Annotated in this window: 16 protein-coding genes; 4 read left to right on the forward strand and 12 right to left on the reverse strand. The window is 58.9% G+C overall.

Going from position 1 to position 13501, the window contains the following annotated elements; translation table 11 throughout:
• Nucleotides 1-23 precede the first annotated feature (23 nt).
• From paaI to BUE15_RS02130, 10 genes are all read right to left on the reverse strand, one after another.
• A complete protein-coding gene (gene paaI / locus BUE15_RS02085) occupies nucleotides 24-461 on the reverse strand; it encodes a hydroxyphenylacetyl-CoA thioesterase PaaI (protein ID WP_073281017.1) in 438 nt (145 codons plus the stop codon).
• A complete protein-coding gene (locus BUE15_RS02090) occupies nucleotides 439-1626 on the reverse strand; it encodes a 3-hydroxyacyl-CoA dehydrogenase NAD-binding domain-containing protein (RefSeq protein ID WP_073281018.1) in 1188 nt (395 codons plus the stop codon). Before BUE15_RS02090 ends, paaI begins: the two co-directional genes overlap by 23 nt.
• A complete protein-coding gene (locus BUE15_RS02095; protein WP_073281019.1) occupies nucleotides 1623-2408 on the reverse strand; it encodes an enoyl-CoA hydratase-related protein in 786 nt (261 codons plus the stop codon). The genes BUE15_RS02090 and BUE15_RS02095 overlap by 4 nt, the downstream gene beginning before the upstream one ends.
• A 104-nt stretch (nucleotides 2409-2512) precedes the next feature.
• Nucleotides 2513-3025, reverse strand: a complete 513-nt coding sequence (paaD, locus tag BUE15_RS02100; protein ID WP_073281020.1) for a 1,2-phenylacetyl-CoA epoxidase subunit PaaD — start codon at nucleotides 3023-3025, stop codon at nucleotides 2513-2515.
• Nucleotides 3019-3825, reverse strand: a complete 807-nt coding sequence (gene paaC, locus BUE15_RS02105; RefSeq protein ID WP_211617569.1) for a 1,2-phenylacetyl-CoA epoxidase subunit PaaC — start codon at nucleotides 3823-3825, stop codon at nucleotides 3019-3021. The genes paaD and paaC overlap by 7 nt, the downstream gene beginning before the upstream one ends.
• Complete coding sequence (gene paaB, locus BUE15_RS02110; protein WP_073281021.1) at nucleotides 3825-4112, reverse strand: 1,2-phenylacetyl-CoA epoxidase subunit PaaB; 288 nt, start codon at nucleotides 4110-4112, stop codon at nucleotides 3825-3827. The genes paaC and paaB overlap by 1 nt, the downstream gene beginning before the upstream one ends.
• An 83-nt stretch (nucleotides 4113-4195) precedes the next feature.
• Nucleotides 4196-5146 (reverse strand): 1,2-phenylacetyl-CoA epoxidase subunit PaaA, encoded by a 951-nt coding sequence (paaA, locus tag BUE15_RS02115; protein WP_073281022.1) that lies wholly within the window; start codon nucleotides 5144-5146, stop codon nucleotides 4196-4198.
• A gap of 77 nt (nucleotides 5147-5223) precedes the next feature.
• On the reverse strand, nucleotides 5224-6303 hold the full coding sequence (gene paaE / locus BUE15_RS02120; RefSeq protein WP_073281023.1) for a 1,2-phenylacetyl-CoA epoxidase subunit PaaE: 1080 nt from the start codon (nucleotides 6301-6303) through the stop codon (nucleotides 5224-5226).
• A gap of 3 nt (nucleotides 6304-6306) precedes the next feature.
• Nucleotides 6307-6891 carry a TetR/AcrR family transcriptional regulator gene (locus BUE15_RS02125; protein ID WP_073281024.1) on the reverse strand — a complete coding sequence of 195 codons (585 nt, stop codon included), beginning with the start codon at nucleotides 6889-6891 and terminating at the stop codon, nucleotides 6307-6309.
• 43 nt (nucleotides 6892-6934) lie between these two features.
• Nucleotides 6935-8275 carry an AMP-binding protein gene (locus BUE15_RS02130; protein WP_139252083.1) on the reverse strand — a complete coding sequence of 447 codons (1341 nt, stop codon included), beginning with the start codon at nucleotides 8273-8275 and terminating at the stop codon, nucleotides 6935-6937.
• 512 nt (nucleotides 8276-8787) lie between these two features.
• Here BUE15_RS02130 and BUE15_RS02135 point away from each other — a divergent pair.
• Nucleotides 8788-9279, forward strand: a complete 492-nt coding sequence (locus tag BUE15_RS02135; protein WP_073281025.1) for a fasciclin domain-containing protein — start codon at nucleotides 8788-8790, stop codon at nucleotides 9277-9279.
• A gap of 81 nt (nucleotides 9280-9360) precedes the next feature.
• Here the strand turns inward: BUE15_RS02135 and BUE15_RS02140 are convergent, their stop codons facing one another.
• Entirely contained in the window at nucleotides 9361-10500 is a 1140-nt protein-coding gene (locus BUE15_RS02140) for a J domain-containing protein (RefSeq protein ID WP_073281026.1), read from the reverse strand.
• Nucleotides 10501-10648: 148 nt separating this feature from the next.
• On the opposite strand from BUE15_RS02140, the gene BUE15_RS02145 reads away from it, so the two are divergent.
• The 3 genes from BUE15_RS02145 to BUE15_RS02155 are packed head-to-tail and all read left to right on the forward strand — an operon-like array spanning nucleotide 10649 to nucleotide 12488.
• Entirely contained in the window at nucleotides 10649-11035 is a 387-nt protein-coding gene (locus BUE15_RS02145; protein WP_073281027.1) for a phage holin family protein, read from the forward strand.
• Nucleotides 11036-11041: 6 nt separating this feature from the next.
• The gene (locus tag BUE15_RS02150; protein ID WP_073281028.1) at nucleotides 11042-11743 is read left to right on the forward strand and encodes a hypothetical protein; all 702 of its coding nucleotides are present in this window, start codon (nucleotides 11042-11044) and stop codon (nucleotides 11741-11743) included.
• A complete protein-coding gene (locus tag BUE15_RS02155) occupies nucleotides 11721-12488 on the forward strand; it encodes a geranylgeranylglyceryl/heptaprenylglyceryl phosphate synthase (protein ID WP_073281029.1) in 768 nt (255 codons plus the stop codon). Before BUE15_RS02150 ends, BUE15_RS02155 begins: the two co-directional genes overlap by 23 nt.
• Before the next feature lie 89 nt (nucleotides 12489-12577).
• Here BUE15_RS02155 and BUE15_RS02160 read toward each other — a convergent pair whose 3' ends face one another.
• A complete protein-coding gene (locus tag BUE15_RS02160; protein WP_073281030.1) occupies nucleotides 12578-13501 on the reverse strand; it encodes a helix-turn-helix domain-containing protein in 924 nt (307 codons plus the stop codon).

The raw sequence follows: 13501 nt of genomic DNA on the forward strand, positions 1-13501 counted from the left end.
GGTTGTGAGTTGTCAGATAGCACCTACAGTATCTCGTTGCTGGTGCGGTAGGCAGTGCCTTTGAACAAGGCCAGCACCGTGCCCTGCTGGTTGGTGGCGCGCACCTGGTACACGCCTACTTTGTGTTTGAGGCTTTCTTCGCGGGCCTCCACGGTAATTACGTCGCCGAGCTTGCCGGCTTCGAGGTAGTCGATGGTGACGGTGAGGCCCACGCTCTGGCGGCCGTGGCTGTTGCAGGCGAAAGCAAACGCCGAATCAGCGGCCGCGAAGGTGACGCCGCCGTGCAGCGCCGCGAAGCCGTTGAGCATATCGGGCCGCACCGTGAAGCGCAGGCGGCAGTAGCCCGCTCCTACTTCTTCCACTTCCAGCCCGAGCAGCTTGCTGAACGCGTCGTGCTGCAGCATCCGGTTTTTTACGGCTTCGGCAGTGCTGCTGGTACTAGCGGGTTGCGGCTGGCTCATGCTGAAAGAACGTATGGCCGGCCGCCACCATGCGGCGCAGCAGCGGGCTGGCGCGGTAACGGTCCTCGTGGTAGTCGTGGTACAAGTCGTCTAGCGTCGTGAGGACGTGTTGCAGCCCCAGCTCGTCGGCCCAGGCCAGCAGACCTTTGGGGTAGTTGACGCCTTTGGTCATGGCCAGTTCCAGATCCTGCTTCGAGGCCACGTTCAGGGCCAGCGCATCCACGGCTTCGTTGATGAGCATGGCCAGGATGCGGTGCAGCACCTGGCGGCCCAGGGTTTCGTCGCGGGTAGGCTCGGGCAGCACAGCGCCTTCGCGGTAGTCGTAGAAGCCGCGGCCTGCTTTTCGGCCGTAGTAGCCGGCTTCAAACAGGCGCTTCTGGGTGAAGCTGGGCTTGTAGCGCGGGTCGAAGAAGAAGCTGGCAAACACCGACTCCGTGACGCGGTAATTCACGTCGTGGCCGATGAAGTCCATGAGCGTAAATGGCCCCATCCGGAAGCCGCCCAGCTCGGTCATAGCCCAGTCGATGGTTGCCACGTCGGCAATGCCTTCTTCCAGAATTCGGATGGCTTCGCCGTAGAACGGCCGCGCCACACGGTTCACGATGAAGCCCGGCGTGTCTTTGGTGAGCACCGGCAGCTTGCCCCAACTCTGCACCAGCGCCCGGATTTCCTCGGCCAGACCAGCGCGCGTCTGCACGGCCGGAATGACTTCCACCAACTGCATAACCGGGGCCGGATTGAAGAAGTGGATGCCGATAAACCGCTCCGGCTTCTCACAGGCGGCTGCAATGGACGCAATAGACAGCGAAGACGTGTTGCTGGCCAGCACGCAGTCAGCCGATACCACCGTTTCCACGTCGCGGAATACGGCCTGCTTCACGGCCAGATCTTCCACAATGGCTTCAATTACCAAACCACACTCCGCGAAATTATCCATGTCGGAGCAGGCGCGGATGCGGCCGTGCGCGGCTTCCGCGTCGGCTGATGTGATTTTGCCTTTTTCAGCTAGCTTGCGCAGGCTGGCCTCGATACCAGAAGTGGCCCGCTGCAGGGCGGCGGCATTCTTATCGAGCAGACAGACGGGGTGGCCGGCCTGAGCTACCACCTGCGCAATGCCCGCGCCCATGGCGCCGCTTCCGATAATGCCAACGGTGAATTTGCTCATTGTCCGGTGAAGCTGGGTTGGCGTTTTTCGAGGAAAGCCGACACGCCTTCTTTGTAGTCGGAGGTGGCGCCGGCGCGCAGCTGCAGGTCGGCTTCGTAGCGGAGCTGCTGGGTCAGGTCTTTGCTGAACGTCACGTTCAACAGCTGCTTGGTGTAAGCCAGGCCTTTGGTGGGCATGGCGGCCAGCTTGCGCACCAGCGTCTGCACTTCCTGCTCAAACACGTCGTCGGCAAACGCCTTGTAAATCATGCCCATCTGCACGGCTTCGGTGGCCGAAACCTTGTCGCCGGTCAGCATCAGGGCCGAAGCGCGCTGCATGCCAATCAGGCGCGGCAAAAAGTACGTCCCGCCGCTGTCCGGAATCAGCCCGATCTTGCTGAACGCCTGGATAAAGGAAGCCGATTCCTTGGCCACCACAATGTCGCAGGCCAGGGCCAGGTTAGCACCCGCGCCGGCAGCCACGCCGTTCACGGCCGCCACTACCGGCTTGTCCAGGGCCCGAATCAGCTCCACAATCGGGTTGTAGTGCTTCTCCACAATCTCCGCTACTTCCGGGCTGTCGGGGCCGGTGATTTCCGCCAGATCCTGCCCTGCACAAAAGGCTTTGCCGGTTCCGGTGAGCAGCACGGCGCGCACTTCCGGGTTCTGCTGGCAGTCCTGCAAATACTGCTGCATGGCCAGCGCTACTTCCTTGTTGACGCTATTGAAAACCTGGGGCCGGTTGAAGCAGATGGTAGCGACACCACCATCAAGGGAGAAAAGCAGAGAAGGAGTTTCGGACATGATTAGTTGGGGTGGGAAAGAACAGAACCGGCTGTCAGGCGGAGCGAAGCGGCAAAGCTGCTCCGGCTCCGCCTAACTCTCCGGGCTTATGAGAATGCGCCCGCCTACGCGTGGCACTTGAAGTAGTCGAATGGCTCCAGGCAGTCGTCGCACTGGTAATGGGCTTTGCAGGCCGTGGAACTGAACTGGCTGACCATGTGCGTATTATCAGACTTGCAGAGCGGGCAACGCACGGCCGTGTCCTTACCGAACAGGTTGAGCATGTGGCCGGTAGCCGTGCCATCCACGGGCGGCGCAATGCCGTAGTCTTCCAGCTTCTGGCGGCCGGCCTGGCTCATCCAGTCGGTAGTCCAGGCGGGGCTGAGCTGGTTGTGGATGTGCAGCTTATGGATGCCTTCCGCCAGCAGCAGCAGCCGGATTTCGGTGGCAATAACGTTCATAGCCGGGCAGCCGGAGTAGGTGGGCGTGATGGTGACGTGGACTTCCTCGCCTTCCACCCGCACCGCACGCACGATGCCCAGGTCAATGATGCTGAGCACGGGCACTTCCGGGTCGGAAACGCCCTCCAGCAGCTGCCAGATGTGCTCCTCGGTCGGGGGTGCCAGTTGCTCTACCATTCCAGGCCGGGGTAAGTGCGTTGCATGTATTGCAGCTCGGCCAGCAGGTAGCCCAGGTGCTCGGTGTGGCGGCCGTCTTTGCCGCCTTTCTGCATAAATACGCCTTCGGGCACCGCCAAAGTAGCTTCCTCAAACACGCGGGCAATGTGAGCCGCCATCTGCTGCTGAATGGCCGCGTAATCGGGTACAAGGCCGGCAGCCTGCAGGGCCTGCTCGGTGGCGGATGGCGTCGTCAGCTCGCCGCTGTAGCGCCACAGGTTCCCGATGGCCTTCTCCACGCGGCGGCGGCTTTCCTCGGTGCCGTCTCCCAGCCGAATCACCCACTCGGAGCTCCACTTGATGTGGTAGGCCGCCTCTTTCACTGACTTCTCAGCAATGGCCGCCAGCTGCGCATCGGGGCCCGACTTGAGCTGCAGCAGCAGATGGTAGTGGAAACAGTCGTAGATGAACTGCCGCACGATGGTGACCGCGAAGTCGCCGTTGGGTTGCTCCACCAGCAGCGGGTTGCGGTATTCCACGGCGCTGCGCAGGTACGCCAGGTCGTCCTCGGTGCGGCCTTTGCCTTCCAGTTCGGCAGCGTACTGATAGTAGCTGCGCGCCTCTCCCAGAAAGTCCAGGGCAATGTTGGCCATGGCCAGGTCCTGCTCCAGAATGGGGCCGTGGCCGCACCATTCCGACAGGCGGTGCGCCAGAATCAGGCTGGTGTCAGCGAGTTGCAGCACGAAAGGAAACAGCTGCGCCTGTGTTTCGGAAGGAGCAGCGGCCGGGGCTTGGGCGGGCATCGTGGAATCCGTCATCATTACATGTGCTTGATGGAATCCGGCACCTGATAAAAGGTCGGATGGCGGTAGATTTTGTCGTTGGCTGGCTCGTAGAAAGCCGCCGCATCGTCGGGGTTGGAAGCGTGCACGTTCGTCGATTCCACCACCCAGATGCTCACGCCTTCGAGGCGGCGCGTGTACACGTCGCGGGCGTTCTGGATGGCCATTTCGGCGTCGGCGGCGTGCAGGCTGCCCACGTGCTTATGGTCGAGGCCCTGCTTGCTGCGGATGAAAACCTCCCACAGGGGCCATTCTTTCTGGGTCATGATTTGGGGAATTTAGCTCAGGAAAGAGCAGGAGAAACGGCGCCATACAGCGCGCCGCAGAGCAGTCTGGATTTGGGCTGAGATTACGCTGCTACGGCTTCGCGCTGCTTGCGCTTTTCGGCGTGGGCCAGAGCGGCTTCGCGCACCCAGGCGCCCTCTTCGTGGGCTTGCACACGGGCCTGCAGACGCTCCTTGTTGCACATGCCGTTGCCTTTCACCACGTTCCAGAACTCTTCCCAGTCCACGTCGCCGAAGTCGTAGCCCTGCTTGGCTTCATTCCACTTCAGGTTGGGGTCGGGCACCGTGAGGCCCAGGAACTCGGCCTGGGGCACCATCATGTCCACGAATTTCTGGCGTAGCTCGTCGTTGGTGAAGCGCTTGATGCGCCAGTTCATCGACTGTGCCGTATTCGGCGACTCGGAATCTTTCGGGCCGAACATCATCAGAGTGGGCCACCACCAGCGGTTGAGGCCTTCCTGGGCCATGGCCTTCTGTTCCGGCGAGCCTTCGCAGAGCGTCTGCATAATCTCGAAGCCCTGGCGCTGGTGGAAGCTTTCTTCCTTGCACACGCGCACCATGGCCCGGGCATAAGGGCCATAAGACGTGCGGCAGAGAGGCACCTGGTTCAGAATAGCGGCACCATCTACCAGCCAGCCCACGCAGCCCATATCGGCCCAGCTCAGCGTTGGATAGTTGAAAATGCTCGAATACTTAGCTTTACCGGAGTGCAGGTCGGCCAGCATTTGGTCGCGGGAAGCACCCAGGGTTTCGGCGGCCGAGTAGAGGTAGAGGCCGTGGCCGGCTTCGTCCTGCACCTTGGCCAGCAGGATGGATTTGCGCTTAAGCGAAGGAGCGCGCGTAATCCAGTTGCCTTCCGGCAGCATGCCCACCAGCTCAGAGTGCGCGTGCTGCGAAATCTGGCGAATGAGCGTTTTGCGGTAGGCGTCGGGCATCCAATCCTTGGGCTCGATGCGCACATCGGCATCAATACGGGCCTGAAACTGTTCTTCCTGGGTGAGTTCTAGCGTTTCCATACCGGTTCAACAAAGATTAACTAACAATCGTTAGTTAAATGTAAGGAAAATTATTCTGCCCTGCCGAGCAGCCCCTTCTACTGGTCGAAATCCACAACCACTTTCTCAGAAGTGGGGCGGGCCTGGCAGCTTAGAACGTAGCCTTTGGCCACTTCGGTGTCGGAGAGGGAGTAGTTTACGTCCATTTCCACAGTGCCTTCCGTCACGCGGCAGCGGCAGGTGCTGCACATGCCGTTTTTGCAGGAGTAAGGCGCATCAGCGCCGGTTTCGAGCAGGGCATCCAGAATTGTGTCGCCGTAGTACGACATTTCCAGCACGCGCTTGGTGCCTTCCAGCTGCACGGTTACCTGGCTGTGCTTGTCGTCTTCGCCGGCGGGGCGCTGGGCCTGGCGGGCGGCGGCGCGCTGGGCGCTACCAGCGGAGGCAAACATCTCGAAGTGAATCTTTTCGGGCGCTACGCCGGCTTCCGCCAGCACGTCCTTCACATCGTTGATCATTTCCTCCGGGCCGCAGATAAATGCCTCGTCTATCTCGCGGGCGGGCACAATCTTCTGCAGAAACAGGCGGGCTTTTTCGGCGTTGATGCGCCCAAACAGCAGGTCGGTGTCGCCCTGCTCGCGGCTGAGAATGTGGTAGACGCTCAGGCGGTCTACGAACTTGTTTTTCAGGGCCTCGATTTCCTCCTTGAAGATGATGGAGTTGCGGCCCCGGTTGCCGTAGATGAGGTATACCTGGCTGTTGGGCTCGGTCAGGAGCACCGTTTTGATGATGGACATGACCGGCGTAATGCCGGAGCCGGCCGCGAACAGTACGTAGAGCTTCTGGTGCTCGGGGTGCAGGTCGGTGTAGAAATGGCCCATCGGCGGCATGACTTCCAGCTCCTCCCCTACCCGCAGCGTTTCCACTGCCAGCGAGGAAAACCGGCCTTCCGGCACCTTCTTGATGGCCACGCGCCACTCATTATCGAGCGGGCTGCTGCAGATGGAGTACGAGCGGCGCAGCTCTTCCCCGTCATGGTCGCGGCGGAACGTGAGGTACTGGCCCTGCGTGAATTTGAACGTTTCGCGCAGGTCGGCGGGCACATCCAGGGATACGCTCACGCAATCCGGCGTTTCGCGCACAATGCTCTTGATTTTGACTTTATGAAAACGGCTCATCGGTTACTTCTTTTCCAGCCCGGTGAGGAGCATGGTGATAATATTGGCTTCCAGCTCTTCGGCGGAAAGCTCGCGGCCAGGACGGTACCACAGCTCCACCCAGCGCACCGCCGACAGAATCGTGAACAAGGCCACCGACACATTCACGGGCTGAAACTCGCCGGCAGCAATACCCTGCTCAATCAGCGCAGCAAAGCCTTTCTCGTACTGTTTGCGGGCGTTTTTGAACTCGGTCAGAGCCGGCTCGCGCAGATATTTCCAGTCGTGGTTGGCTACTGATACGGCCGCACCGTCCTCAATCATGAGGCGGATGTGCAGGCTGATCAGGGCCTTGATTTTTTCGACGTACGACGCAGCCGTGGCCTCAATTTCGGCAAGCTGAGAGATATACATACCCGACACGCGGAAGCAGATCAGCTCCAGAATCTCGTCCTTGGACTTGATGTGGTTGTACATGCTGGCCGCTTCAATGCCTACTTCGCTGGCCAAATCACGCATGGATGCTCCGCCGAAACCCTTTTGTTTGAAGAGTTTAGCGGCTTCATCGAGAATAAGCTGGCGTTTGTTGGCTTTGCGGGTCGGAATCATAGGTGGGAAATCAGAAGGTCAGGAGCAGGTTGCCAATGGCCTTCTAAAGATTGCGCAAATCTTTGACCCGGCTCAATTTGCCCCCTTCGCTGCGCGGCAACTGCCCGCAACCCAGCAGGGTTACTTTCATGCTGAGCCCGATGTTGTCCTTGATTTTCTTGGCAAACGTGCCCTTCAGCGTTTTCAGGCACTCGTGCTGCTGCACCACGTCATCGGAGAGGCTTTCCAGGCCCAGCTCCCGCATCAGCACTTCCTCGATTTCCACGGTCACTTCTACCTCATCCATGCTGCCGCGGCGCGAAGCTACCACCTGGTAGTAGGGGCTCACGTTTTCGAGGCCACTGATGATATCCTCCACCTGCGTGTGGAAGAAGTTTACGCCCCGAATGATGAGCATATCGTCGGCGCGGCCGCGGATGGGGCCCATCTTGACGTGGGTGCGCTTGTGGGAGTGCTCGTAGTAGATGTTGGTGATGTCGCCGGTCCAGTAGCGCAGAATGGGCATGGCCTTTTTGGTGAGAGTGGTGAGCACCAACACGCCCATCTCGCCCTCGGCTACCGGCTCGCCGGTTTCCTGGCTTACTATCTCGGGGTAGAAGTGGTCTTCCCAGATGTAGCTGCCCGTGCCCCGCTCGTCCACGTCTTCCTGCGACACGCCCGGCCCGATGATTTCGCTCAGGCCGTAGATGTTGGTGGCTTCCACGCCCAGGCCCTGCTGCACCTGCCCCCGAATGGCTTCGCTCCACGGCTCGGCGCCCAGCACGGCAAAGCGTAGGCTGAGCGTATTGGGCGAGAGGCCGCGCCGTTTCAGCTCTTCGGCCAGCACCTGCGCATAGGAAGGCGTGGCGCAGATAACCTCCGACTGGAAATCCTGCAGCAGCTGCAGCTGCCGGTCGGTGCCGCCCCCCGAAACGGGAATCACCGTCATACCCAGCTTCTCGGCACCATAGTGAATCCCGATGCCGCCCGTAAACAGGCCGTAGCCGTAGGAGTTGTGCATTTTCATACCGGGCCGGCAGCCGGCGGCGGCCAGCGAGCGGGCCACCACCTCCGAGAAGATTTCCAGGTCGTCGGCCGTGTAGCCTACCACTGTGGCTTTACCGGTAGTTCCGCTGGAGCAGTGCAGACGAGCTACCTCGTTCTGCGGCACCGCAAACAGCCCAAACGGGTAATTTTCGCGGAAGTCGGCCTTCTTGGTAAAGCCCAGCTTCGGCAGTTCCTCCAGCCCCTTAAACGTAGCCGGGTTGATGCCCAACTCGTCAAACTTTCTCTGATAGAAAGGCACCCGCTGGTATACATACGCTACCTGTTCTTTCAGGCGGCTGTTTTGCAAAGTCCGGAGCTGAGGCAGCGGCAGGCGTTCAACATCAGGATTGAACAGCATGGGAATGGGGTTAGAGTCTAGGCAACAAAGCGCTACAATAAAGGTAAGTAACCACTATTTAGTAAACAAACGTTTGTTAGTTTATCGGAAAATGTAGCGCTGACATCAATCATTTTTGTGGCAACCAGGGCATGCACAAAATAATATTAGCCATGAAAATCAGGCTAATGAGTGTTCACTAACCCAAAAAAAGCAAACACTCATTAGCATCTACCAAAGATTGTCTAATATTGTCCCGTCATCCAGCAGCTAATCCCCCCAGCTATTGGATGGCCAATTCCCACATCCCGCTTACCAGATGAACTCCCACCCCATCTGGCCCCCGCTCTTCGAATACCCTACGGTTTCGAAATCCCACACCGGCCGAACCAGGTAAACTGGTTCGGCCGGTCTGCGTTTGGCCCACCCCATTTCCCGGGACTATGTTGGAGCGTGTCAGTCTTTGCCTTCCTGCTTGCTTGCAAAGCTTTACCGCTTAACGGTGGAGCTAGCGACGGAAATGAAGGCCGGCGATGACGCCCGGCACCGTGTCGGTAGGTGGCCAGGCGATGTACCCGAATAAGAATATTGTGCAGAATGCCGTCAACTCGGCCGACCACACTACGCTGGTAGCCGCCGTGAAGGCAGCCGGTCTGGAGGAAACGCTGCAAGGCAAGGGCCCCTTCACAGTATTTGCCCCTACCAATGCCGCCTTCAGCGCACTGTCCGCCGGGACAGTAGAAACGCTGGTGAAACCCGAGAGTAAGGCAACACTCACCAAAATTCTGACTTACCATGTGGTAGCCGGCAACATGACGGCCGACAAAATCATGGCGGCTATCAAAGCCGGCAAAGGCACGGCAACGCTGAAAACCGTAAGCGGCGGTACCCTGAAGGCAATGATGAACGGCCCGAAAAACGTGGTGCTCGTAGACGAGAAAGGTGGTGTTTCCACTATTTCCACCTACGATGTAGTGCAGAGCAACGGCGTCATTCACGTCATCGACAAAGTGCTGATGCCCTAGTCGGCACTGCCAGATACACACCAAAAAGGCGCTTTCCTGACCGGGAAAGCGCCTTTTTAGGTTGAGTGGCAATCCACTACTTTACGGGCAGTTTTGCCGGCGGGCCTCGTCGGCGTAAACGTAGCCCAGCCGCACGGCCCGCGTGAAGAACTCACACGCAGCCAGCGCGTTGCCCTCCTGCTGCGCCACACGGCCCAGCAGAAAATGAACCTGCCCATTGCGCGGATTTGCCTCCAGAACCTGCCGGTAGTCTAGCCGGGCCTGCTGCAGATCCTGCAGCTTATAATAGGCCAGCCCCCGATAGGTTATGTATTTCACCGACAGCGGCTTGCCCTGCGCCATACGCTGCCGCAGGCCCACTGACAGATCTTCGATGGCTCGGGCGAAGCTCTGCTGCTCGAACAAACGCACTTCGCCTCTGGCCAGCCACGCGCCACTTTGGGTAGAGTCGAGGGCCAGCGCCACCGTGAGGCTTTGCTCGGCCGCATCAGCCTCCCCCAGACTGATCTGGCACTGCCCCAGGCGGTACAGCAGCCGGGCGCGGTCGGCCGCCTGCTCGGTGCCAGCCAGCGCGGCCATATAGTCTTCCTGCGCCGCTTTGTAGTTGTGGTTTATCAGCTGGTCTATTTCGGCCCGGCGGCGCAAGGCCTCTCTGTACGTGGGCTTGAAGTGCAGCGCCTGCGAGAAGTAGGCATGCGCAGTTTCCCATTTCTGCTGCCCATACGCCTGCATTCCATCTTCGTAGTTGCTTACTGCCGTGACGTGGTCCATGGTCAGCTTCACGGTCAGGAAAAACACCAGCAACCCGGCCAGCAGCCCAAAAGCCAGCAGATAGTCGCGGCGCGTGAACCGCCGCTGCCTCACAATAGGCCGGTAATGGCGCTCCGAAGCTCCGGCCGGCCGCCGGGTACGCAGCGGTGCCGGCGGAGGCATCGGCACGCCGTACAGGTGCTGGGTAGAGCTCTGATACTGCTGCTGGCGCAGTGCCTCCGCAGCGCGCTGGGCTGCCACCCGCAGCTGGTGGTCGTAGGCGGCGCGGCGGTTCGGGTCGCCCAGCACCCCGTAGGCAATAGCTACAGCCTTGAACCGCTCTTCGTATAAGGTGCTCCCACCGTGCTTATCAGGGTGCAGCGCCACTGCCAGCCGCTTGTAGGCTTGCTTCACGTCCTGCGCAGAGGCCGTTGCCGGTATTCCTAATGTCTGGTAGTGATTCTGACTCAAGACAGAAAAAGTTGCGGGTAAAATTATAGCAGATTTCAGACACGGTTCCGCAATTTCCGTATGAACTGGCTATCCGAAAAGTTGGTTTCGCACCGGCATTTCAGATGCTGCTCTCTTAACATGGTTTTCTATAAATCCTCTCCCGCATATGGGCATTTTCAACGACGAAGACGACGCCAACAAGACACCCCGCACTGATAACCTGATTGGCAACCTCAAAGGCTACCTCGATACCCGCCTTGATCTGGTACGGCTGGAAGTGCAGGAAAAAGTGAAGGGCGCCGTAGTTGGCACCATGCACGGCGTGGCAATGGCCACCATCGGGCTGTTCTTTTTTCTCTTCCTGAATATCTTCCTGGGCCTCTTGCTCAACGAGCTGCTCGACAGCTCTTACTGGGGCTTCGGTATTTTGGCAGGCTTCTACTTGGTGCTCCTGATTATTTTTCTGGTCGGCGTCGATAAGAAAGCATTTCAAGGTATGGCCGATAAGATGCTGGACAATACCATTTATAAATCCGACAAACGTCAAGCCTAATCTGACATGGCCGAACTGACTAACCCACTGTTTGAAGATGAAAAGGAGTTTTTGGAGCGCCAAAAGCTTGAATACGAGCGTGCCTTGCTAGGCGACGTAGAGGAAATCAAGGAAAAAACGCAGCAGGTCGGCAAGTACGTAGCCATTGGGGCCAGCGTACTGGGCGGCGTCTGGCTGCTTTCCAAAGCCTTCGGCTCTAAGAAGCCCAAGCACGAGTTGGCTGAGCCTCGCCGGGGCCGCCGGGCGTTGCGCAAGCCGCTTCGCCCCGAAGCCAGCCTGCCCACCGGCGACGACCTGGGATTTGGCAGCTTCCAGCACCATGCCGACCGTGGCCAGCAGCCCATCCATGAGCGCGCCGATATTGCGCCCGATGTGTATCACGCCAGTGCCTCCGGTGCCGATGACCCATTTCAGCCTGTCGGCCCCGAAGCCAGCCTGACCGCTGCCGGACCGTATGCCACCCATTCCGATGAGGCTTCGTCTATTCTGGCTTCTACCTTTCGGGCATTTTTGCAGTCCGATACAGGCAAGATGCTGGTAGCGCAGGCTACAGCTGTGCTGATGGCGGTAGTAGCCAAAAAACTGAGTGAGTATTTGCCGGTGATCAAAAATCCCGACCTTGCATCTTCTCCGGCCGAGCCGGAGACCCGGGACATCGACTTTACTTATCACCACGACGACGCGAATGCGCCTCACCAGCCTCTATGATGGCCTCAGCAAACGCCACGCGGACGGCCGCAAATCGTTAGCGGTCCTGCTTGACCCCGACAACCTCGACGAAGCAGGCTGCCGGCAGTTGCTGGAGCTCGCGCAACAGCACCCGATAGATTACTTTTTTGTAGGTGGCAGCCTGGTGATGACCTCTCATCAGGCTGCCCTTCTGCGTTTGCTGAAGCAGCATTCAGCTGTGCCGGTGCTGCTTTTCCCCAGCCACAGCCTGCACCTCGATCCGCAGGCCGACGGCATTCTGCTGCTGTCCTTGATTTCAGGCCGCAACCCGGAATTCCTGATTGGGCAGCACGTCATTGCGGCGCCCTTGCTGCGCCAGAGCAATCTGCAGATTCTGCCTACCGGCTACATGCTCGTGGACACCGGCCGCCAGACTACGGCGAGCTACGTGAGCGGCACCACTCCCCTACCTCACGACAAGCCAACTATTGCGGCCTGCACAGCCATGGCTGGCGAGCAGCTAGGTCTGGGCCTGATTTACCTAGATGGTGGTAGTGGCGCCCTGTATCCGGTGTCTACCGCCATGATTCGGGCTGTGCGCCAGGCCGTAGACATTCCGTTGGTTGTGGGCGGGGGCATCAATACAGCCGAGAAGGCACACGCGGCCCTCGCCGCCGGCGCCGATGTCATTGTAGTGGGCAACCAGATTGAAAAAGCGCCCGAATTTCTGGGTGAGGTTTCCCGTGTGGTGCAGTCGTTCAACACGGTGCCTGACGTGGTATAGAGAGTTGTTGAAGCAGTATCCGACTCAACGAAAAGCCCCGCCCTGATATACAAGGCGGGGCTTTTCGTTGGAATCCAGGGAATGAGGCCCTAGATGTTCATGGCCGATTCGCGGCGACGCATCTTGCCGGCCGGGATACCGAACATCATCTTGAAGCGGCGGCAGAAATAGGCAGTGTCTTTGTAGCCCACTTCCTTGCCGATGTCGCGGATGCTCTTTTTGGTGGTGCGCAGCAGGAACACGGCGCGCTCCATGCGCTGGTACTCGATGTAGTCCTGCGGGTTGATACCGGTCAGCATCTTGAAATACTGGCCCACATAGTCCTCGCTCACGTTGGCCACGTTGCTGAGCACTTTGTTCGACAGGTCGCCGCCAATGTTCTCCTTGATGTAGTTGAACAGGTCGATGAGGCGCGGATCCTTGAAGTACGTGCTGTTGGTAGCCAGCTGCTCCACAAACATCTTGTTTTTCAGGATGTAGCGCACAATTTCCACCACCAGATTCTCGGTGTAAATCGTAATCAGCCGCTCCCGGCCGGGCAGTTCCTGCAGGCTTTCCTCTACTACTTTAATGACGAGGTTGGCCAGTTTCGAGTTGTTCGAAATCAGGAAGGCCGGCACATCCAGCGAAGCAAAGAAGTTCACGGAGTCGAACACCTTGGCCTCAAAGCTCACAAACGAGTGGCTTTCCTCGGCGTCGCCAATCAGGTCGAGGTCCGAGTTGGAATGGAAGAACTTGTCCTTGTTGCTGATCAGGTCATCGTTGGTAATGATTTTACCCGCCGAATCGCCGTAGTTCACCTTGGTGGCGCGGCCACCCGGAATGAACAGCATTTCGCCTTCTTCCACCACCTGCTCCTCCTCACCAAAGGTAATCCGGCCCTTGTGCAGCAGAATCAGGTTGTTGCCTACGTCATAGGAATTGCGCACCGTAAAAGGCTGCTGCAGTACCAGGTTTTTCGCTTTGATGTATCGTACACCCAGCGACTCTATCACTTTATTGTAATCTTCCAT

The sequence above is a fragment of the Hymenobacter psychrotolerans DSM 18569 genome (assembly GCF_900142395.1).
Taxonomy (GTDB): Bacteria; Bacteroidota; Bacteroidia; order Cytophagales; family Hymenobacteraceae; genus Hymenobacter; species Hymenobacter psychrotolerans.

Coding starts and splice junctions, on each gene's coding strand:
- paaI (WP_073281017.1), bottom strand. CDS start 461: ATGAGCCAGCCGCAACCCGCTAGTACCAGCAGCACTGCCGAAGCCGTA.
- BUE15_RS02090 (WP_073281018.1), bottom strand. CDS start 1,626: ATGAGCAAATTCACCGTTGGCATTATCGGAAGCGGCGCCATGGGCGCG.
- BUE15_RS02095 (WP_073281019.1), bottom strand. CDS start 2,408: ATGTCCGAAACTCCTTCTCTGCTTTTCTCCCTTGATGGTGGTGTCGCT.
- paaD (WP_073281020.1), bottom strand. CDS start 3,025: ATGGTAGAGCAACTGGCACCCCCGACCGAGGAGCACATCTGGCAGCTG.
- paaC (WP_211617569.1), bottom strand. CDS start 3,825: ATGATGACGGATTCCACGATGCCCGCCCAAGCCCCGGCCGCTGCTCCT.
- paaB (WP_073281021.1), bottom strand. CDS start 4,112: ATGACCCAGAAAGAATGGCCCCTGTGGGAGGTTTTCATCCGCAGCAAG.
- paaA (WP_073281022.1), bottom strand. CDS start 5,146: ATGGAAACGCTAGAACTCACCCAGGAAGAACAGTTTCAGGCCCGTATT.
- paaE (WP_073281023.1), bottom strand. CDS start 6,303: ATGAGCCGTTTTCATAAAGTCAAAATCAAGAGCATTGTGCGCGAAACG.
- BUE15_RS02125 (WP_073281024.1), bottom strand. CDS start 6,891: ATGATTCCGACCCGCAAAGCCAACAAACGCCAGCTTATTCTCGATGAA.
- BUE15_RS02130 (WP_139252083.1), bottom strand. CDS start 8,275: ATGCTGTTCAATCCTGATGTTGAACGCCTGCCGCTGCCTCAGCTCCGG.
- BUE15_RS02135 (WP_073281025.1), top strand. CDS start 8,788: ATGACGCCCGGCACCGTGTCGGTAGGTGGCCAGGCGATGTACCCGAAT.
- BUE15_RS02145 (WP_073281027.1), top strand. CDS start 10,649: ATGGGCATTTTCAACGACGAAGACGACGCCAACAAGACACCCCGCACT.
- BUE15_RS02150 (WP_073281028.1), top strand. CDS start 11,042: ATGGCCGAACTGACTAACCCACTGTTTGAAGATGAAAAGGAGTTTTTG.
- BUE15_RS02155 (WP_073281029.1), top strand. CDS start 11,721: ATGCGCCTCACCAGCCTCTATGATGGCCTCAGCAAACGCCACGCGGAC.
- BUE15_RS02160 (WP_073281030.1), bottom strand. CDS start 13,501: ATGGAAGATTACAATAAAGTGATAGAGTCGCTGGGTGTACGATACATC.